This is a genomic window from Methylobacterium sp. 1A (assembly GCF_058072805.1).
This window is the reverse complement of the sequence record NZ_JBYQVE010000001.1, coordinates 3,389,848-3,405,427: the sequence shown is the minus strand read 5'-3', so window position 1 is coordinate 3,405,427 and position 15,580 is coordinate 3,389,848. Positions and strand designations below refer to the sequence as shown.

14 protein-coding genes and 2 pseudogenes are annotated in these 15,580 nt (G+C 66.3%); 8 read left to right on the top strand and 8 right to left on the bottom strand.

Features of this window, described 5'->3' with window-relative positions:
• Positions 1-112: 112 nt before the first annotated feature.
• A complete protein-coding gene (locus ACX9MN_RS16595) occupies positions 113-595 on the top strand; it encodes a hypothetical protein (RefSeq protein ID WP_489724948.1) in 483 nt (160 codons plus the stop codon).
• A 489-nt stretch (positions 596-1,084) separates the two neighbouring features.
• Positions 1,085-1,426 carry a hypothetical protein gene (locus ACX9MN_RS16590; protein ID WP_489724947.1) on the top strand — a complete coding sequence of 114 codons (342 nt, stop codon included), beginning with the start codon at positions 1,085-1,087 and terminating at the stop codon, positions 1,424-1,426.
• Here ACX9MN_RS16590 and ACX9MN_RS16585 read toward each other — a convergent pair.
• Complete coding sequence (locus ACX9MN_RS16585; RefSeq protein ID WP_489724946.1) at positions 1,416-2,324, bottom strand: ADP-ribosylglycohydrolase family protein; 909 nt, start codon at positions 2,322-2,324, stop codon at positions 1,416-1,418. The two genes, ACX9MN_RS16590 and ACX9MN_RS16585, sit on opposite strands and share 11 nt — an antisense overlap.
• Positions 2,325-2,756: 432 nt before the next feature.
• Between ACX9MN_RS16585 and ACX9MN_RS16580 the strand changes: the two are divergent.
• The 4 genes and pseudogenes from ACX9MN_RS16580 to ACX9MN_RS16565 form a co-directional block, all read left to right on the top strand.
• Positions 2,757-3,821, top strand: a pseudogene (locus ACX9MN_RS16580) (P-loop ATPase, Sll1717 family).
• A 97-nt stretch (positions 3,822-3,918) separates the two neighbouring features.
• Entirely contained in the window at positions 3,919-4,302 is a 384-nt protein-coding gene (locus ACX9MN_RS16575) for a hypothetical protein (RefSeq protein ID WP_489724945.1), read from the top strand.
• A gap of 477 nt (positions 4,303-4,779) precedes the next feature.
• Positions 4,780-5,364: a histidine phosphatase family protein gene (locus ACX9MN_RS16570; RefSeq protein WP_489724944.1), complete on the top strand. Its 585-nt coding sequence runs from the start codon at positions 4,780-4,782 to the stop codon at positions 5,362-5,364.
• 330 nt (positions 5,365-5,694) lie between these two features.
• A pseudogene (locus tag ACX9MN_RS16565) lies at positions 5,695-5,937 on the top strand (EscU/YscU/HrcU family type III secretion system export apparatus switch protein); the annotation flags it as partial.
• A gap of 171 nt (positions 5,938-6,108) precedes the next feature.
• Here the strand turns inward: ACX9MN_RS16565 and ACX9MN_RS16560 are convergent.
• A complete protein-coding gene (locus ACX9MN_RS16560) occupies positions 6,109-8,271 on the bottom strand; it encodes a malate synthase G (protein WP_489724943.1) in 2,163 nt (720 codons plus the stop codon).
• 142 nt (positions 8,272-8,413) lie between these two features.
• Here ACX9MN_RS16560 and ACX9MN_RS16555 point away from each other — a divergent pair, with 142 nt between their 5' ends.
• Positions 8,414-9,313 (top strand): LysR family transcriptional regulator, encoded by a 900-nt coding sequence (locus ACX9MN_RS16555; protein ID WP_091978274.1) that lies wholly within the window; start codon positions 8,414-8,416, stop codon positions 9,311-9,313.
• A 219-nt stretch (positions 9,314-9,532) separates the two neighbouring features.
• On the opposite strand, the gene ACX9MN_RS16550 is transcribed toward ACX9MN_RS16555, so the two are convergent.
• The 4 genes from ACX9MN_RS16550 to ACX9MN_RS16535 form a co-directional block, all read right to left on the bottom strand.
• On the bottom strand, positions 9,533-10,336 hold the full coding sequence (locus ACX9MN_RS16550) for a class II aldolase/adducin family protein (RefSeq protein ID WP_091978273.1): 804 nt from the start codon (positions 10,334-10,336) through the stop codon (positions 9,533-9,535).
• Between the two features lie 246 nt (positions 10,337-10,582).
• A complete protein-coding gene (locus ACX9MN_RS16545) occupies positions 10,583-11,185 on the bottom strand; it encodes a nucleoside deaminase (protein WP_091978272.1) in 603 nt (200 codons plus the stop codon).
• A 65-nt stretch (positions 11,186-11,250) separates the two neighbouring features.
• Positions 11,251-11,505 carry a hypothetical protein gene (locus ACX9MN_RS16540; protein WP_020093249.1) on the bottom strand — a complete coding sequence of 85 codons (255 nt, stop codon included), beginning with the start codon at positions 11,503-11,505 and terminating at the stop codon, positions 11,251-11,253.
• Between the two features lie 124 nt (positions 11,506-11,629).
• Positions 11,630-11,980: a GCG_CRPN prefix-to-repeats domain-containing protein gene (locus ACX9MN_RS16535; RefSeq protein WP_234082999.1), complete on the bottom strand. Its 351-nt coding sequence runs from the start codon at positions 11,978-11,980 to the stop codon at positions 11,630-11,632.
• Positions 11,981-12,213: 233 nt separating this feature from the next.
• On the opposite strand from ACX9MN_RS16535, the gene ACX9MN_RS16530 reads away from it, so the two are divergent.
• Positions 12,214-13,419 (top strand): serine hydrolase domain-containing protein, encoded by a 1,206-nt coding sequence (locus ACX9MN_RS16530; RefSeq protein ID WP_081636480.1) that lies wholly within the window; start codon positions 12,214-12,216, stop codon positions 13,417-13,419.
• Between the two features lie 24 nt (positions 13,420-13,443).
• Here ACX9MN_RS16530 and ACX9MN_RS16525 read toward each other — a convergent pair whose 3' ends face one another.
• On the bottom strand, positions 13,444-14,727 hold the full coding sequence (locus tag ACX9MN_RS16525) for an amidase (RefSeq protein ID WP_100252089.1): 1,284 nt from the start codon (positions 14,725-14,727) through the stop codon (positions 13,444-13,446).
• A 61-nt stretch (positions 14,728-14,788) separates the two neighbouring features.
• Positions 14,789-15,568 (bottom strand): SDR family oxidoreductase, encoded by a 780-nt coding sequence (locus ACX9MN_RS16520; RefSeq protein ID WP_020093245.1) that lies wholly within the window; start codon positions 15,566-15,568, stop codon positions 14,789-14,791.
• Positions 15,569-15,580 lie beyond the last annotated feature (12 nt).

Genomic DNA, 15,580 nt, shown 5'->3' with positions numbered 1-15,580 from the left:
TTTTTTAACTTAGAGGCTCCAGCTGACGATGTGGGCCGGATTTTCGGTAGAACATTACCATTCTTCTAGCCCCTTCCAACCAAAATCTTCAACCCCATTTTCACCAAACATCATGATCAACTTCAATATCGATTACATAACAGAAGACTTCCGCCATTTTGGGCATTGCTCGAATAGCGATTATACATACCTTCTACGTATGACGCTGTTTAGAGCGGCCAATGAAGCGGATCGTCGCTACTACTTGACGACCGGTGAGAAGGCTAAGGAATACAGGCGTCTCTCCTATGAACTGGATGAGATGGCGAGCGATATCAAACACTATCTGAACGATGGTGAGCGGATCAAACCAAAATACATGGCGACGATCTTAGAGGCTGTCATCCTATCCCGCCATCTGATTCTGTTGGACCAAAGGGAGACCCGTGCCCAATACGACGCCATCATAGATAATCTCGTTCACGTGCAGGAGGATAGCGAGACGGAAGAGATCGCGGCATTACATAAGGGCATCCTCTGCCCCCTGAATGATCCACAATGGCCCTTGGGATCGCCTTTGAGGCTGATAGACGGTCGGCCTCACTCGAAAGCCTGATCCGACCGGGGTGAACGCGATCTGATGGCTATTCTGCGCCAAGGTCCATAACATTTATTGGCAAAGCCTCAGGCCGTCCTTTTGTCTCGTTGCATGATCCCTATGTGAACGTAGATTGATCCTGAGGCGCACACGGTTCAGCAGTCTAGATCGACTAAATAGAACGGGGATGACCCACAACGAGGCCCGCGCAAACGGTCCTGGCAGATTGTTTTGGTCATTCCCAACCCCACACTCGTTATCTTTTGTGGTCTGGAATGTCAGGGCAACCAATCAACAACTGTCATACGACCGCTCAGAGACCTTGATGCGGATCGGTGCTATAATCTGGCAATGCACCTCCACACTGTCATGGTTCGGCTCAAGAACGGCTCGCCAGATCATTCTGAGCAGCCAACGCCCATCCTTCCGCCTCCTCTCATCGAGTGCGAACAGCTATGGAAGGATCTGGGCAGGAGCAGATCGTGGTCTCAGGATCAGTGGGCGTTCGTGAAGGAAGTGGTTGAACAACTGTTATATGCCAGGATCGAACCGGAGCCCGAGCATTACGATAATGGCCTTCTAAATCCTAGGGGTGCCATCCGTGCTCAATCGATACAACTGTTATCATGCAGCTTCGAGAACGGCCCGCTTCCCACCATCTCAGGCTATGCGCAGTTCCAAATGACTTTCGACCGGGCCTTCACGGATACCGGTGAGTTTTACGACTGGATGGAAGCGACCGATTGGCTGGACCACGCCCTATCCTTCGGTTTCCGCTTACAGGATGGTGGCGAATGGAATGCGACTTACGATCACGCGGGCATCGACTTTGAGATCGTCACGCCTTGAGGCTCGCCTCGTATAACTGTTGTGCCGTCTCTACTAGACGATCATTCCAGGACAGCCGATTGAACCATTCCTCAGGGACAGCCGAGACACCGTAGGCCGCTCCCGCAATCTGCCCGGTCACCGCTCCTACCGTATCGGCATCGTCGCCAAGGTTCACCGCCAGAAGCACGGCATCCCTGAACGTCTTGGTCTCGGATACGCACCAAAGGGCCGCTTCAAGGGTATGGATCACGTAGCCGGAGGATCGGATCGCGGATCGTGCCTTCCCTCGATGCGAACCGTTCATGACGGCCTGAACGCCAGGACAGAATGGCCCATAGGATGCTGAGAGAACGTCACTGAGAGGCTTTCCGGCGATGAGTGAGGCCAGCACCCTCCCCAGGGCATCACAGGCGTCCACGGCCTCGTCAGCACCGTGCGTCGTGTAGCTCTGACGCCGACTCACGTCCCTCAGACCGTCGGGATCGTCCCAGTAGCGCAAGGCCACCGGAGCGAGGCGCATGATCGAACCATTCCCCGCGGTCCTGGCATCCGTCGGACCGGCCAATGGATCACCGGTGCGTCGGAAGTGCTCCAAGGCATCCCGGGTCGTCATGCCGATATCGAAGCACCCGCCCGTGCAGGAGTTCTCGCCGGCCTCATACCACCGGCAGAACCGTTCCATGAGTTCCCGTTCGTCCAGGCCATCGCAGGCTATCAGTGAGTTGGCGAGACATAGGGCCATGGACGTGTCGTCAGTCCACTGTCCCGGGAGCAGATCAAACGTGCCGCCTCCCACCATGTCATAGACCGGTGCCTTCGCGTCCCTGGCCTCAAACTCAAGAGTGGTCCCCAGGGCATCACCGACAGCAAGGCCGATGAGCGCGCCTAGAGCACGGTTGCGGATCGTTTCGGACATTCAAAAGGGCCTTGTACTCGGGTCGGCGTTCTACGGATATGCGACTCCTCAAACAGCCCTTCCAATCCCCGAACCGTCTGAGCAAGGGGGCTGATTCCGCCCTTGTAGAAGCCCTCGACCTTTGCCCTACACCTGGGTTCCGGTCACGCTGTCGAATCGGATCCGGTTGCAACCTGAGGCTATCAACCCCCTTTGCTGGGTCACCAAACTCTGAGATGATGCGCTGAGGGGGACTTAAACCGTAGATTGCCATCTGTGGAGCGTTCGTCGTGTATGGTTCTAGACCCAAGAGCCTTGTCGCCTGGCAACCCCATTGAGACGCTATTTGCGGGACCGGTCTGTCTCACGCCACCGCCTCCCTTGGTGTTGCCTGTTTAAGACAACGTCATTCTCTTTCATCTTGCCGTAGCTCGGCGTGTCCAAACATTCTCCATGAGCCGGGGATCAATGAAGAATATACTGGAAGTGGATTCGTTCGGAGCGGCCGAAGCGGACACCGATGACCTTCTACTGGATTGTTTTCAAGATCATGAGGCTTATTTGGCCGCTAAGCTTCACAAGAAGTTTCTTATCGTAGGCCGCAAAGGCTCCGGCAAGACCGCCATATTCCGAAAACTGTATTCTGAGAAGACTTATAATCAGTTCTGTCATGGTCATTCATTCTCGGATTACCCCTGGTTTCATCATGACAAACAGAAAAAGACAGGAGTTCCAGATAATGAATGTTACCGATACAGTTGGGAATATGTTATACTGATATCCTTGGCCAAGTTGGTTATTAACGATGCATCTGAGCCATGGACAGAAGAATCTCTCGAGGCCATGACTTGATTGGAAACGTTTTTGGTTGATACTTACGGGACGAAAAATCCGGAGTTGAACAGAATATTCTCGCCTGAGACCTGCCTGAAACTCAAGCCGTCCCTCACCGCTGGTTGGGGGCCAGTGAAGGCAAGTGTTTCTGCCGAGAAGGTAGAAGTTCTTAGTCTGCCAACGATCATCTATGAAGTGAATGAGGCTCTGCTAGACACGGTGATCCGGTGCATTAACCCACACCACAGCTACCACGTGTGCTTTGATGAGTTGGACAGAGGCTTCATCGCTGGTGATGACAACTATCGGTTTCGTCTGTCTGGCCTACTAATCGCCGCGCGCGATTTCAATAAGAAGTTCAGGGCCGCAAAGGTCAAGACTTCTGTTGTGGTATTCCTTCGTGATGACATACTTAGGTATCTAAAGTTCGAAGATCGCAACAAGATTATAGAAGACTCGGCGGCTGTTATCGAGTGGGATAAGGAATCGGCATCTCAGACATTGAAAAACCTCATGGCCAAAAGATTCTCGAAGGTACTGGGCGTGCGAGAAGAAGATGCATGGAGCACCGTCTTTGATGAGGATGCTCAAATGCCCGGACGTCAAACCAAATATCAGTACATGCTGGATAGAACATTCAAGAGACCTAGGGACATAATCAAACTTAGCAATGAGGTTCTCTAGGTCTTATAAGCGTGACCCTCATAGAGAATCCAAGTTTAGGAATCAAAATATCGCGAACGCTAGGATTGAATACTCCAAGTATCTTCGCAAAGAGCTGGTGGATGAAGTCCACCAACATATGCCCCATGAAGCGGCTGTATTTGATTTGTTGCGTACGATTGGGACGACAAGTTTCTCCATCGACAGGTTCAAGGAAGACCATGCCGCAGCCAAGGATCGTGAAATCGAACTTCCAAGTTATTCTTCAACTTTGAAGATGCTCTATAGTTTCTCCATCATCGGATACTTAAAGGTTGGGGGTATGGGTGGTGGTTCGGAGTGGGTGTATCAGTATGAAGACACGGACGCCGAGTATGACGAACGCGCGACAATATTTCGAGTGCACAATGGGTTGAAGGAGGCGCTTAGCCTCAAGCAGGGTCGAGCATATGGATCTGCGGAAGGGGCGGATGAAATGACACCAGAATCAGATATAGTCTAGAGGTATTTCGGCTTTTGATTTGCCAAATACGGCAAAGTTTTGAGACGACAGTCCCCAAGTGATAGTCGGGCGCTCATCCATCGGCGCGGGTAAGTCGGTCTGAGGCTTCCCGTGGCCCATCCTTCTGTCACGGTCTAATATGGTAGCGTGGGAACCGGCCCATAGCGTCGGCCAGCATATTGAGGGTCGGTGTCTCGTATCGCCGACCGACTGATGCCACGCTATGGCCGGTGATCGCGTCTCTCAACCGTTCCTCGATGCCGGCTCCGAGCGCGAACGTTTTCCAAGTGTGCCGCCAGCCGTGGTTCGGATCGACGCCTGGATCCAGCTTGACGGTCTCGCGCACCCACTTGCAGCCATTGTGCCCTCTCAGTTCGGCCGGGAGGTCACCCTGTTAGGCTTAGCAATGGGCACTAGTTGCTACCGGGAGCCGGCACACCAACAAGCCCCAGCCCCAGCCCGAGCCACTGAGCCATTATGTCCGCACTGACTGTCATGTTCATCCGTCATGCCGAGAAGCCGGGTGGTAGCTTCCCCGGGGATGGCACTGCGGCAGACGGCACTACTGACGATAAGTCCCTTGTGATCCGGGGATGGCAGAGGGCCGGAGCATGGGCGGCACTGTTCGGTTCGGATCTGTGTAGCGCCGACTATCCGAGGCCGAACGTTATCTATGCGGCCAAGCCCGAGCCCGTGTTCAAGAAGGCCAAGTTCAGCCACCGACCGTTTGAGACCGCGACACCTCTAGCCGAACGCCTGCAACTCCCGCTCAGAGCGAACTACGGGGTCACACAGGAGCACGAACTGGCGGAGGAGATGCGGAGCCTTACCGGGGTGGTGATCGTCTTCTGGGAGCATAAGGCGATTGTCACGGACCTGATCCCGGCTCTCAAGGGCTCTCAGACCATCCCCGGCGTTCCGACCAAGTGGGACTCTGACCGGTTCGACGTGGCTCTACGGTTCGACAGGGCTGTGCCTGACGCGCCCTGGTCGTTCCGCCAACTATCCCCACGTCTGATGGGTGGGAACAGCGATGCACCGTTCTCGCAGGTCGAAGGTTAGGATCAAGGGCATCAGCCGACGATCTGTTACGGCTTCACACTGACCCTGGATCGTCGGCTGGTGCTCAATTCGATAAGTGACTCGACGCTCGCCCGATTGTCCTGGGAGCATAGGATCAGCGGTCGTTAGGTGCGTCTTGTCCTCGCAAACTGGTCACAATCTGGCACACCAACCCCAAAAAACGCTTCCGATTTCGGCTTCCCGACCATCGCTGACTATGGTAGCCTATGTCGTCCTAAGGCGCTGAAATGAAATGGTTTTCTGATTGAAGGAGAGTGGTCGGCGGATCGTTGGATGAGCATGTACGCTGCGATACTAGGTCCACACTAGGCAATCGCGCTGCGCTACGACCAGAGCGAGAACGACGCCCCGACGGTTCTGGCCAAGGGCGCGGACCTGATCGCCCTCCGCATCCGCGAGATCGCCGAGAAGCACCGGATCGAGGTCGTCGTCGACAAGGCGCTCACCCGGGCGATGTACGACCATGTCGAGGTCAACCAGGCGATCCCGGCGGAATTCTACCGGGCGGTGGCGAACCTGCTGGTCTACGTGATGACGCGCAAGCGCCGCTGACCGGCGCGGCGTGGCCGAGGCGTGTCAGCGGCGTCGACCGGTCGGCCGGTTCCGACCGGCAGAGGCCGCGGACCCTGGCAGATCCGCGGCGCGGCGATTCAGGCCGCACAGGCCGTCGGCGGGCCCCGGGGCGGTCTCGGGGCGCTGCGCGTCCGGGATCCGGGAGCGGCCTCAGGCCGCCCGAACGCGGGTGTCCAGCCGCTTCGCCTCCCGGCGGAACCGGTGCAGCACGAACTCGGTGTAGCCGTTCGGCTGGCCGGCGCCCTCGAAGACCAGGGCCTCGGCGGCGCGGAAGGCCGGCCCGTCGAAGCCCGGGGCCATCGGCCGGTAGGCCCGGTCGCCGGCGTTCTGGCGATCGACGACCTCGGCCATGCGCCGCAGGGCCGCGGCGACCTCGTCGCGGTCCACGATCCCGTGGCGCAGCCAGTTGGCGATGTGCTGGCTGGAGATCCGCAGGGTGGCGCGGTCCTCCATCAGCCCGACCTCGTGGATGTCCGGCACCTTGGAGCAGCCGACACCCTGGTCGACCCAGCGGACCACGTAGCCCAGGATCCCCTGGCAATTGTTGTCGAGCTCCTCCCGCACCGCCTCCGGCGCGAACGCGCCCTCGGCGAGGGGCAGGGTCAGCATGGCGGCGCGGGTCGCGGGCGCCCGGCCGGCGAGCGCCGCCTGGCGGGCGCGGACATCCACCTGATGGTAGTGGAGCGCGTGGAGCGTCGCGGCGGTCGGCGACGGCACCCAGGCGGTGTTGGCGCCCGCCTCCGGGTGGGCGCCCTTGGCGTCGAGCATCGCCGCCATCCGGTCGGGGGCGGCCCACATGCCCTTGCCGATCTGCGCGTGGCCGGGCAGGCCGCAGGCGAGGCCGGCATCGACGTTGCCGTCCTCGTAGGCCTGGATCCAGGCGGTCGCCTTCATGGCATCCTTGCGGACCACGGGGCCGGCCTCCAGCGAGGTGTGGATCTCGTCGCCGGTCCGGTCGAGGAAGCCGGTGTTGATGAAGAACAGCCGGTCCGACGCCGCGGCGATCGCCGCCTTGAGGTTCAGCGTCGTGCGCCGCTCCTCGTCCATGACGCCGATCTTGAGCGTCCGCGGCGCGAGGCCGACCAGCGCCTCGACCCGCCCGAACAGCGCCACCGCGAAGGCGACCTCGTCGGGACCGTGCAGCTTGGGCTTGACCATGTAGACCGAGCCGGTCCGGCTGTTGCGGAGCGGACCGGTGCCCTTCAGGTCGTGCAGGGCGATCAGCGCGGTGACGGCCGCGTCGAGGAACGTCTCCGGGATCTCGGCGCCGTCGAGGGTCACGGCGTCGGTGTACATGTGGTGGCCGACATGCCGGACCAGCATCAGCGACCGTCCCGGCAGGGTCAGGCGCCCGCCATCGGGGGCCGTGAAGGTCCGGTCCTCGGCGAGCCGCCGGTCGACCGTGCGGCCGCCCTTGGACAGGGTGGCGGTCAAATCACCGCGCATCAGGCCGAGCCAGCTCCGGTAGACCGCGACCTTGTCGGCCGAGTCCACGGCCGCCACCGAATCCTCCATGTCCATGATGGTCGAGAGGGCGGCCTCCAGCACCACGTCGGCGATGCCGGCCGGGTCGGTGCGGCCGATCGGGCTCGCGCGGTCGATAACGACCTCGATGTGCAGGCCGTTGTGGCGCAGCAGGAGCGCGGTCGGCGCCGCGGCGTCGCCGGTGTAGCCCGCGAAGGCGGACGATCCGGTCAGGCCGGCGCTGCGACCGGCGCCGAGATCGGCGGCCAGGCGGCCGTCCGTCACCGAGAAGCCCACGGCATCCGCCCAGGAGCCGACGCTCAGCGGCGCGGTCGCGTCGAGGAACGCCTTGGTCCTGGCCACCACCGCGGCGCCGCGGGCCGGGTTGAACCCGGCGCCGGGCGCGAGCTCGCCGTCCTGCGGGATCGCGTCGGTGCCGTAGAGAGCGTCGTAGAGGCTGCCCCAGCGGGCATTGGCGGCGTTCAGCGCGTAGCGGGCGTTGGAGATCGGCACCACGAGCTGCGGCCCGGCGATGGCGGCGATCTCCGCGTCCACGTTCTCGGTGGTCACCCGCACGGTCTCGGGCTCCGGCTGCAGGTAGCCGATCCGCGTCAGGTAGGCCGCGTAGGCCGCCGGGTCGTGCGGCGCTCCGCGATGGTCGCGGTGCCAGGCATCGATGTCGGCCTGGAGGCCGTCGCGCCGGTCGAGCAGCGTCCGGTTGTGCGGTGCGAGATCGCGGACGATCGCGGCGAAGCCCGACCAGAACTGGTCGGCCGAGAGGCCGGTCCCGGGCAGCGCTTCCTCGGAGAGGAAGGTGCGGAGATCCTCGGCGACGACGAGCTTCGACATGGCGATCCTCGGGGATGCGTGGCGATGCGCGTCAGAAAAAATCGAACGCGCCGTGAAAAATTTTTGAGGTCTCCTCAATAGATTGCTTGGCATCCGCGAGAAAGGCGGCAAAAGGGATTTGATTTTTTCCGCAGCGTTGACAATGCACGACCAGAGCGACCTAGAGATCTTCGCCCGGGTGGTCCGCACCGGCAGCCTCACCCAGGCCGGGTCGGAGCTCGGCCTGTCGGTCGCGGTGGTCTCGAAGCGGCTGAAGCGGCTGGAGGAACGGCTCGCCGTGCGCCTGCTGCATCGCACCACGCGGCGGGTGGCGCCCACGGATGTCGGGGCGGCTTTCTTCGAGCGGATCGCCCCGATCGTCGACGCCATCGCGGAGGCCGAGAGCCTCGTGTCGCAGACGGCGACGCGGGCGCGGGGGACGCTCCGGGTCACGGCGCCGAGCTCCTTCGGGCGCCTGCACATCGTCCCGCACCTGCGGGCCTTCTTCGCCCTCCATCCCGGCATCGTGCTCAACTTGGAGCTGAGCGACGATTTCGAGTCGATCGTCGAGCGCGGCTACGACCTCGCGATCCGGGTCGGCGCGCTGGAGAGTTCCGGGCTGACGGCGGTGCGCCTCGCGCCGGTGCAGCGGGTCCTCTGCGCGCGGCCGAGCTACCTCGACGCGGCCGGGCGGCCGCGGAGCCTCGACGACCTGCGCGGCCATGTCTGCCTCGCCACCGAGAACCAGAATCCCTGGCGGCTGGTCGGGCCGGAGGGCCCCTGCACGGTCGGCGCGTCGGGGCCGCTGCGCACCCATTCCAACGAGGTGGTGCGCGAGGCCGTGATCGGCGGCCTCGGGATCGCGCTGCGCTCCACCTGGGACGTGCACGCGGAGCTGCGCGACGGCCTGCTGGAGGTGGTGCTGCCGGCCTACGCGGCGGCGGCCTCGGCGGGCATCTTCGCGGTCTACCCGAGCCGGGCCTTCGTGCCGGCCAAGACGCGGGCCTTCATCGCGTTCCTCAAGCAGACCTACCGGTCGAGCGGGGCCTGGGCGGAGGGGTGAGGCCCGTGCTGCGGCGTATCGCTCCTGCTGAGCGGGAGACGCCCGCTCGACGTCTCACGCCGTCGCCGATCGCGGCACCGCCGTCGTTGCGGGTGGAGCGAAGCAGTCCGGTCGGCGTGACGAGGTCGGACGTCGCGCTGCCCTGGGTCGCTTCGCCGCGCTCGCGATGACGGAGAGCGGCGCATCGACCGAACGGCTCAGCCGGCGGCCGTGCCGCCCTCAGCCGTTCGCGAAGAAGTCCGGATCCGTCCGCGCCAGCATCCGCTTGAACGCCGCCCACTCGTTGTCGGGCGCCCCCTGGACCACGACGCGGTCGTAGCCGGCGGCGTACTGCCCGGCGGTCTTGGTGGCGATGGCGGAGGAGGGCCGGATCACCGGCGCGCCCGCCGCCTGGATCGCCAGCTGCGCCCGGCACGAGCGCTCCAGGTTGTGCATCAGCCGGAACGCCTCGCCGACCGTGCGGCCGCAGGTCAGCAGGCCGTGGTTGCGCAGCACCATCACGGGCTTGTCGCCGAGATCGGCCACCAGCCGCTCCCGCTCGTCGAGGTCGAGGGCGATGCCCTCGTAGGCGTGGTAGGCGACGCGCCCCGTGAACTGCATCGACCACTGGTTCAGGGGTAGGAGCCCCTCCTCCTGGCAGGAGACCGCCACGCCCGCGACCGTGTGGGTGTGCAGCACGCAGATCGCGTCGTGGCGCGCGGCGTGGATGGCGCTGTGGATCGTGAACCCGGCCGGGTTGATGCCGAGCCCCATCGGATCCTCCAGCACCTTCCCGTCGATGTCGACGGTGACGAGGTTCTCCGGCGACACCTCCTCGAAGCGCATCCCGTAGGGGTTGATCAGGAAGCGGTGCCCGGCGCCCGGCAGCCGGGCCGAGATGTGGGTGTAGATGCTGTCGTCGAGGCCCAGCCGGTGGATCAGCCGGTAGGCGGCCGCGAGGTCGACGCGCATCGCGCGGATCGCGGCGCGATCGGCGGGGTCCGTATCCCGGTCCGCGACGGTCGACGGTGTGGCTGCGCTCATGCGACGGCTCCCTGCCGGTCGGCCCTGTCGGCCCTCCGGGATCGCCGCCCGGCGCAGGCGGTCCCGCGATCCCCGGGCGCCCGAGGCGGGGGCTCGGGGCGAGGTCCGGGAATCGCCGGCAGGGTGCACCAGGGCGGGCGGCCCGGCAATCCGGTGGGATGCGGCGGGACCTCCGGGGGAGCGACGGCCGCGTCCCACCGGATTGCCGGGCCGCGCGGGCGGTCGCCCGAGCCGTCTTCCAGTCCCTTACTTGGACGGGCGGTCGCCGGGCGGAAAGAGCGCGAGCGCCTCCTCCGCCAGGACGCCGCCCGTGATCGCGATCGGGCGGAACGCCGACCGGTCCGCGACCTCCGTGCAGGTGATCATGATCTGGTCGATCTTCGTGGCGAGCTGCTGCAGCGAGGCGGCGAATACGACGCGCGAGATCCCGCACCAGACGATCGCGCCCATGCACATCGCGCAGGGTTCGCCGGACGTGTAGAGGGTCGTCCCCCGCAGCGCCTCCGGCCCGTGCTCCGCGAGGAAGCGGCGGATCGCCACCATCTCGCCGTGCGCCGTGGGATCGCGCTGCTGCTTCCCGAGATTCAGGCCCCGGGCGCGGATCTCGCCCTCCGCGACGATGACGGCGCCGAACGGGAAGTCGGCGCGGCGCGCCTCGGCGATGGCCGCCCGCATGAAGGTCTCGTCCGCGGCCGTGGCCGGCGCGGCGGTGGTCGCCGACGCGGGGCGCGCGCCGGTCGACAGCGCCACGCCGAGCGCCGCGGCCCCGAGGAACGCGCGCCGGCCCGCATCGGGCGCGACGGGCGGTTCGTGGCCGTGCGGCCCGGTGCCGCGGAGCTTGCTCGTCATGATCGGTTCCGCTGAGCTGTCTCGAGGGGCCGTCCCGGCGGCCGCGACCGCGGCCCGGGGCCGTCCTAGAAGCGCTGCTCCGTGCGGCCGGGGTTGGGGCCGCGGCCGTGATAGGACGCCATGCACAGGTGCCAGATCTGCGAACCGAGGTCGTAGAGGCTGAGGTTGTTCGGGTTGGGGTAGCTGAAGATCTGGGCCCGCGCCTGCTCGCGGCAGGCGGCGTCCTGCGGGCTCTGGATGGGTGGCTCCGGCACGGATTGCGCCGCCGCCCCCGTGGTCAGGGCAATGGCGGTCGCGAAGGCAATCAGCGGGAGGCGCATCGTCACAGGTCTCCGAATACGGCGCCGCGGTGGCCGCTGTCCGGCCGGCCGCGGATCTGGGAAGCGGTATGTGGGGCCGGCGGCGCTCCGGGCGAGACCGTCCGGAGCGCCGCCGGCGCGTTCGTCAGCGGCGACGCCAGTGGTAGCTGCGATGCCAATGATAGTTGCGGTGCCAGCGATAGTTGCGATGCCAGCGGTAATTGCGGTGCCAGCGATAGTTGTAGGTCCGGTAGAAGCGCCGGCCTCCGTAGTAGCGGGCTCCGTAGAAGGCCGGGCCCGGGCCGTAGAACCGGCGGGCGTTCGGGACGCACCGGCCCCACGGGTTGAGGTGGAATCCGGGCCCGCACCAGTAGCCGACCCGGGTCAGCCCGCTCGCGTCGCCGGCCAGCGGAGCCGGTGAGAGCGGGGCCGCCGACGCCGGGCCCGCCAGGCCCAGGCCGCTCAACACAAGGGCCACGAGCCCCATCATCCGCATGAAATGCACGGCGTGATCCTCCCGCGACCGGCGCGCTGTCCGCGTCCGGATCGTGCATCATGCTGCTTGCGAGCCAAGATTAATGTCAATGGCCCGCATTCAGTCAATACCTGTATCGACTACGCATCATCATTTATGAGCCGCGCGATTTCCGTTCTGTATTCAGTGTTCGTCAATGCATCCGTTCCAATCTGACGCACCCGGCGCGCCGGTGACGGATCGGGAGGAGGACCATGAACAGCACGGATCGTCGGGCCGGCGGACGGTCTCGACCCATCGTGACGGCCGGCCTCGCCGCCCTCGTCCTCGCGCTCGCCGCCGGTCCCGGCGGCGCGCAGGACGGCTTCGGTGAGGGGGCCGGGCGCCCGGCCGACCTCGCGGCCGGCGCGGAGGTGGACGCGCTGCGGCCGGTCGTCGAGCGCTTGGCCGGCGCCTGGGTCGCGCGCGGGGCGATCCCGGGCCTGATCGTGGGCGTGAGCCACCGGGGGCGGCGCAGCTACTTCGGGTTCAACGGGGCCGGCGGCGCGCCCTACCGGTCCGACACGATCGTGGAGATCGGCTCGATCACCAAGGTGTTCACGACCGCACTGTTCGCCGAGGCCGTCGATGCGGGCCGCCTGCGTCCCGACACGCCGCTGCAGGAGCTGTTGCCGAACCTGCGGCTCCGGCCCTGCACGGCCCAGATCACGCCGCTGCAGCTCGCCGACTTCACCTCGGGGATGCCGACGCTGCCGGGCGACCTGCCGCGTGCCCTGGCGGAGCGCAGCGTCCGGACCTACCCGCCGGAAGCGTTCCTGGCCTGGGTGTCGCGCTGGAGCCCGGAGGGATCCGAGGCGGGCGGCTGCGCCCTGCCCGCCCCCTACCGGTACTCGAATGCCGGCATCGGCCTGCTCGGCTACGTTCTCTCCGAACGTCTCGGCGCGCCGTGGGAGAGCCTCGTGCACGAGCGGATCACCGGGCCGCTCGGGATGACCAGCACGGCGGTCACCGTGAAGCCGGCCGACCGCGCGCGTCTCGCGCAGGGCTACGGGATGGAGGGCCAGCCGGTCATGCCCTGGCCGGTCTTCGCGTGGTACGCCGCGGGAGCGCTCCGCTCGACCGCCACCGACATGCTCGCCTTCGGCGAGGCGGCGCTCGGGCACGAGGCGGTGAACGGCGCGCCCGTGCCGCCAGCGCTCACCCGGGCGCTGCGCGAGGCGATGACGCCGCTCTACCAGCCGGAGGGACAGACCTTCCGGCAGGGCATGGCCTGGATCGAGGAGATCGGCGACCCGGACGCGGGCCAGCGGCCGGTCTTCCTGAAGGTCGGGGGGACCGACGGCTTCAACAGCGTGGTCGTCGTCAATCCGGGCAAGGATCTCGTCGTCTTCGTGGCCGGCGGCCAGCCGAAGATCGGCGCGGAGCGCCTCGGCGTGGCGCTGTCCCGCCAGATCCGCTGAGCGGGCCCGGGCCGCGCGGGGCGCTCACCCCGCCAGCGCGGCCTCGATCCCGGCCCCGATCGCCAGGAGCCGGCGGTCCTGTCCGTGCCGGGCCAGCAGCATCAGGCCCGCCGGCCGGGGCAGGCCCGGCATCGGCAGGGACAGGCCGGTGAGATCGAAGAAGTTGCCGAAGGCGGTGTTGCGCAGCATCAGGCGATTGGCCGCCAGGAAGGCCGCGTCGTCCGCCGCCACCGGGGCGGTGAGCGGCGCCGTCGCGGCGGTCGCCGGGAGCGCCAGCACGTCGAGCGGGGCGAGGTGCCGGTCGAAGGCGGCGATCAGCGCGGCCCGCCGGCGCATCGTCCGGATGTAGCCCGCGGCCGTCGCATTCCGGCCGGCCACGATGCGGCGATGCACCCGCGGGTCGTAGCGGCCGGCCGCGCTGTCCAGCCAGTCGGCGTGGATCGCCGCGGCCTCGATCGCCGCGAGGGAGCCGTCCGGGAGCGCCGCGTCCATGGCGGCGAGGTGGTCGTCGATCGGGTGATCGGCGATCCGGGCGCCGGCCCGGGACAGGCGGGACAGCACCCGCTCGAAGGCCTCGGCGACCGGCGCCTCCGTCTCGGTGAACAGCAGGCCCCGCGGCACGCCGATGCGCAGGCCGGCGACGGCGAGCGCCTCCAGCGGCGCGGGCTCCTCGCCCGCCATCACGGCGTCGGCGGCCGCGCAATCCGCGACCGTCCGGGCGAGCGGCCCCAGGGAATCGAGGGCGTAGGACAGCGGGAACGCCCCCTCCAGCGGCACGCGGCTCGCGGTCGGCTTGAAGCCGACGACGCCGTTCAGCGAGGCCGGGATCCGGACGGAGCCGCCCGTGTCGGACCCGATCGCGATGTCGCTCGTCCCCTGCCCCACCGAGACCCCGGCGCCGGAGGACGAGCCCCCCGGGATGCGCGCCGGATCGGCGGCGTTGCCGGGGGTGCCGTAATGCGGGTTGAGGCCGAGCCCCGAGAAGGCGAACTCGGACATGTTGGTCTTGCCCAGGATCACCGCGCCGGCGCGGCGCAGGCGGGCGACCACCGGGGCGTCGGACCGCGCCGGCGCCGCGTCGGCCAAGAGGACCGAGCCGGCGCGCGTCGTCTCGCCCGCCACGTCGAACAGGTCCTTGATCGAGACCATCGCGCCGTCGAGGGGGCCGAGGGAGATCCCGTCCCGGCGGCGCGCATCGGCGGCGTCCGCCGCCGCGCGGGCCTGCTCCGGGTAGAGGCGGGTGAAGACCGCCGGGTCCCCCGCGGCGATCCGGGCCAGCCGGGCCTCGAGGGTCTCGCGTACGCTCATGGTCCTCACCGCATGATCTGATCCGGCCCTGCAAGCGGAGGGCCGGTCGGGCCGGTCCGCGTCAGAACGTGCCGGGATAGGCGCCGCCATCCATCAGCAGGTTCTGCCCGGTGATGAAGCCCGCCTGCTGGCTGCACAGGAACGCGCAGGCGGCGCCGAACTCGTCGGGGTGGCCGAAGCGGCCGGCGGGGTTGTCGCGGGCCCGCGCCTCCAGGAACGCCTCCACGGAGGTGCCGGCCTTGGCGGCCCCCGCGGCGGCGTTGCCGCGGATCCGGTCGGTGTCGAAGGGGCCAGGCAGCAGGTTGTTGATCGTCACGCCGTGCCGCACGGTCTTGCGCGCCAGGCCGGCCACGAAGCCCGTCAGCCCCGAGCGGGCGCCGTTCGACAGGCCGAGATGCTCGATCGGCGCCTTCACGGCGCCGGAGGTGATGTTGACGATCCGGCCGAACCCGCGGTCGATCATCCCGTCGACCGTCGCCTTGATGAGCGCGATCGGCGCCAGCATGTTGGCGTCGAGCGCCCGGATCCAGGCGTCGCGGTCCCACTCGCGGAAATCGCCGGGGGGCGGGCCGCCGGCATTGTTGACCAGGATGTCGGGCTCGGGGCAGGCGGCGAGCGCGGCGGCCCGGCCGGCCTCGGTGGCGATGTCGCCCGCGACGGCGGTGACGGTGACGCCCGTCGCGGCGCGGATCTCGTCCGCGGTCCGCTCCAGCGTCTCCGCGGTGCGGGCCGTGATCGTCACCGCGACGCCCTCCCGGGCGAGCGCCAGGGCGCAGCCCTTGCCCAGTCCCTTGCTCGCCGCGCAGACGAGCGCCCGGCGTCCGCTCAAGCCGAGATCCATGGGAAGCCTCCG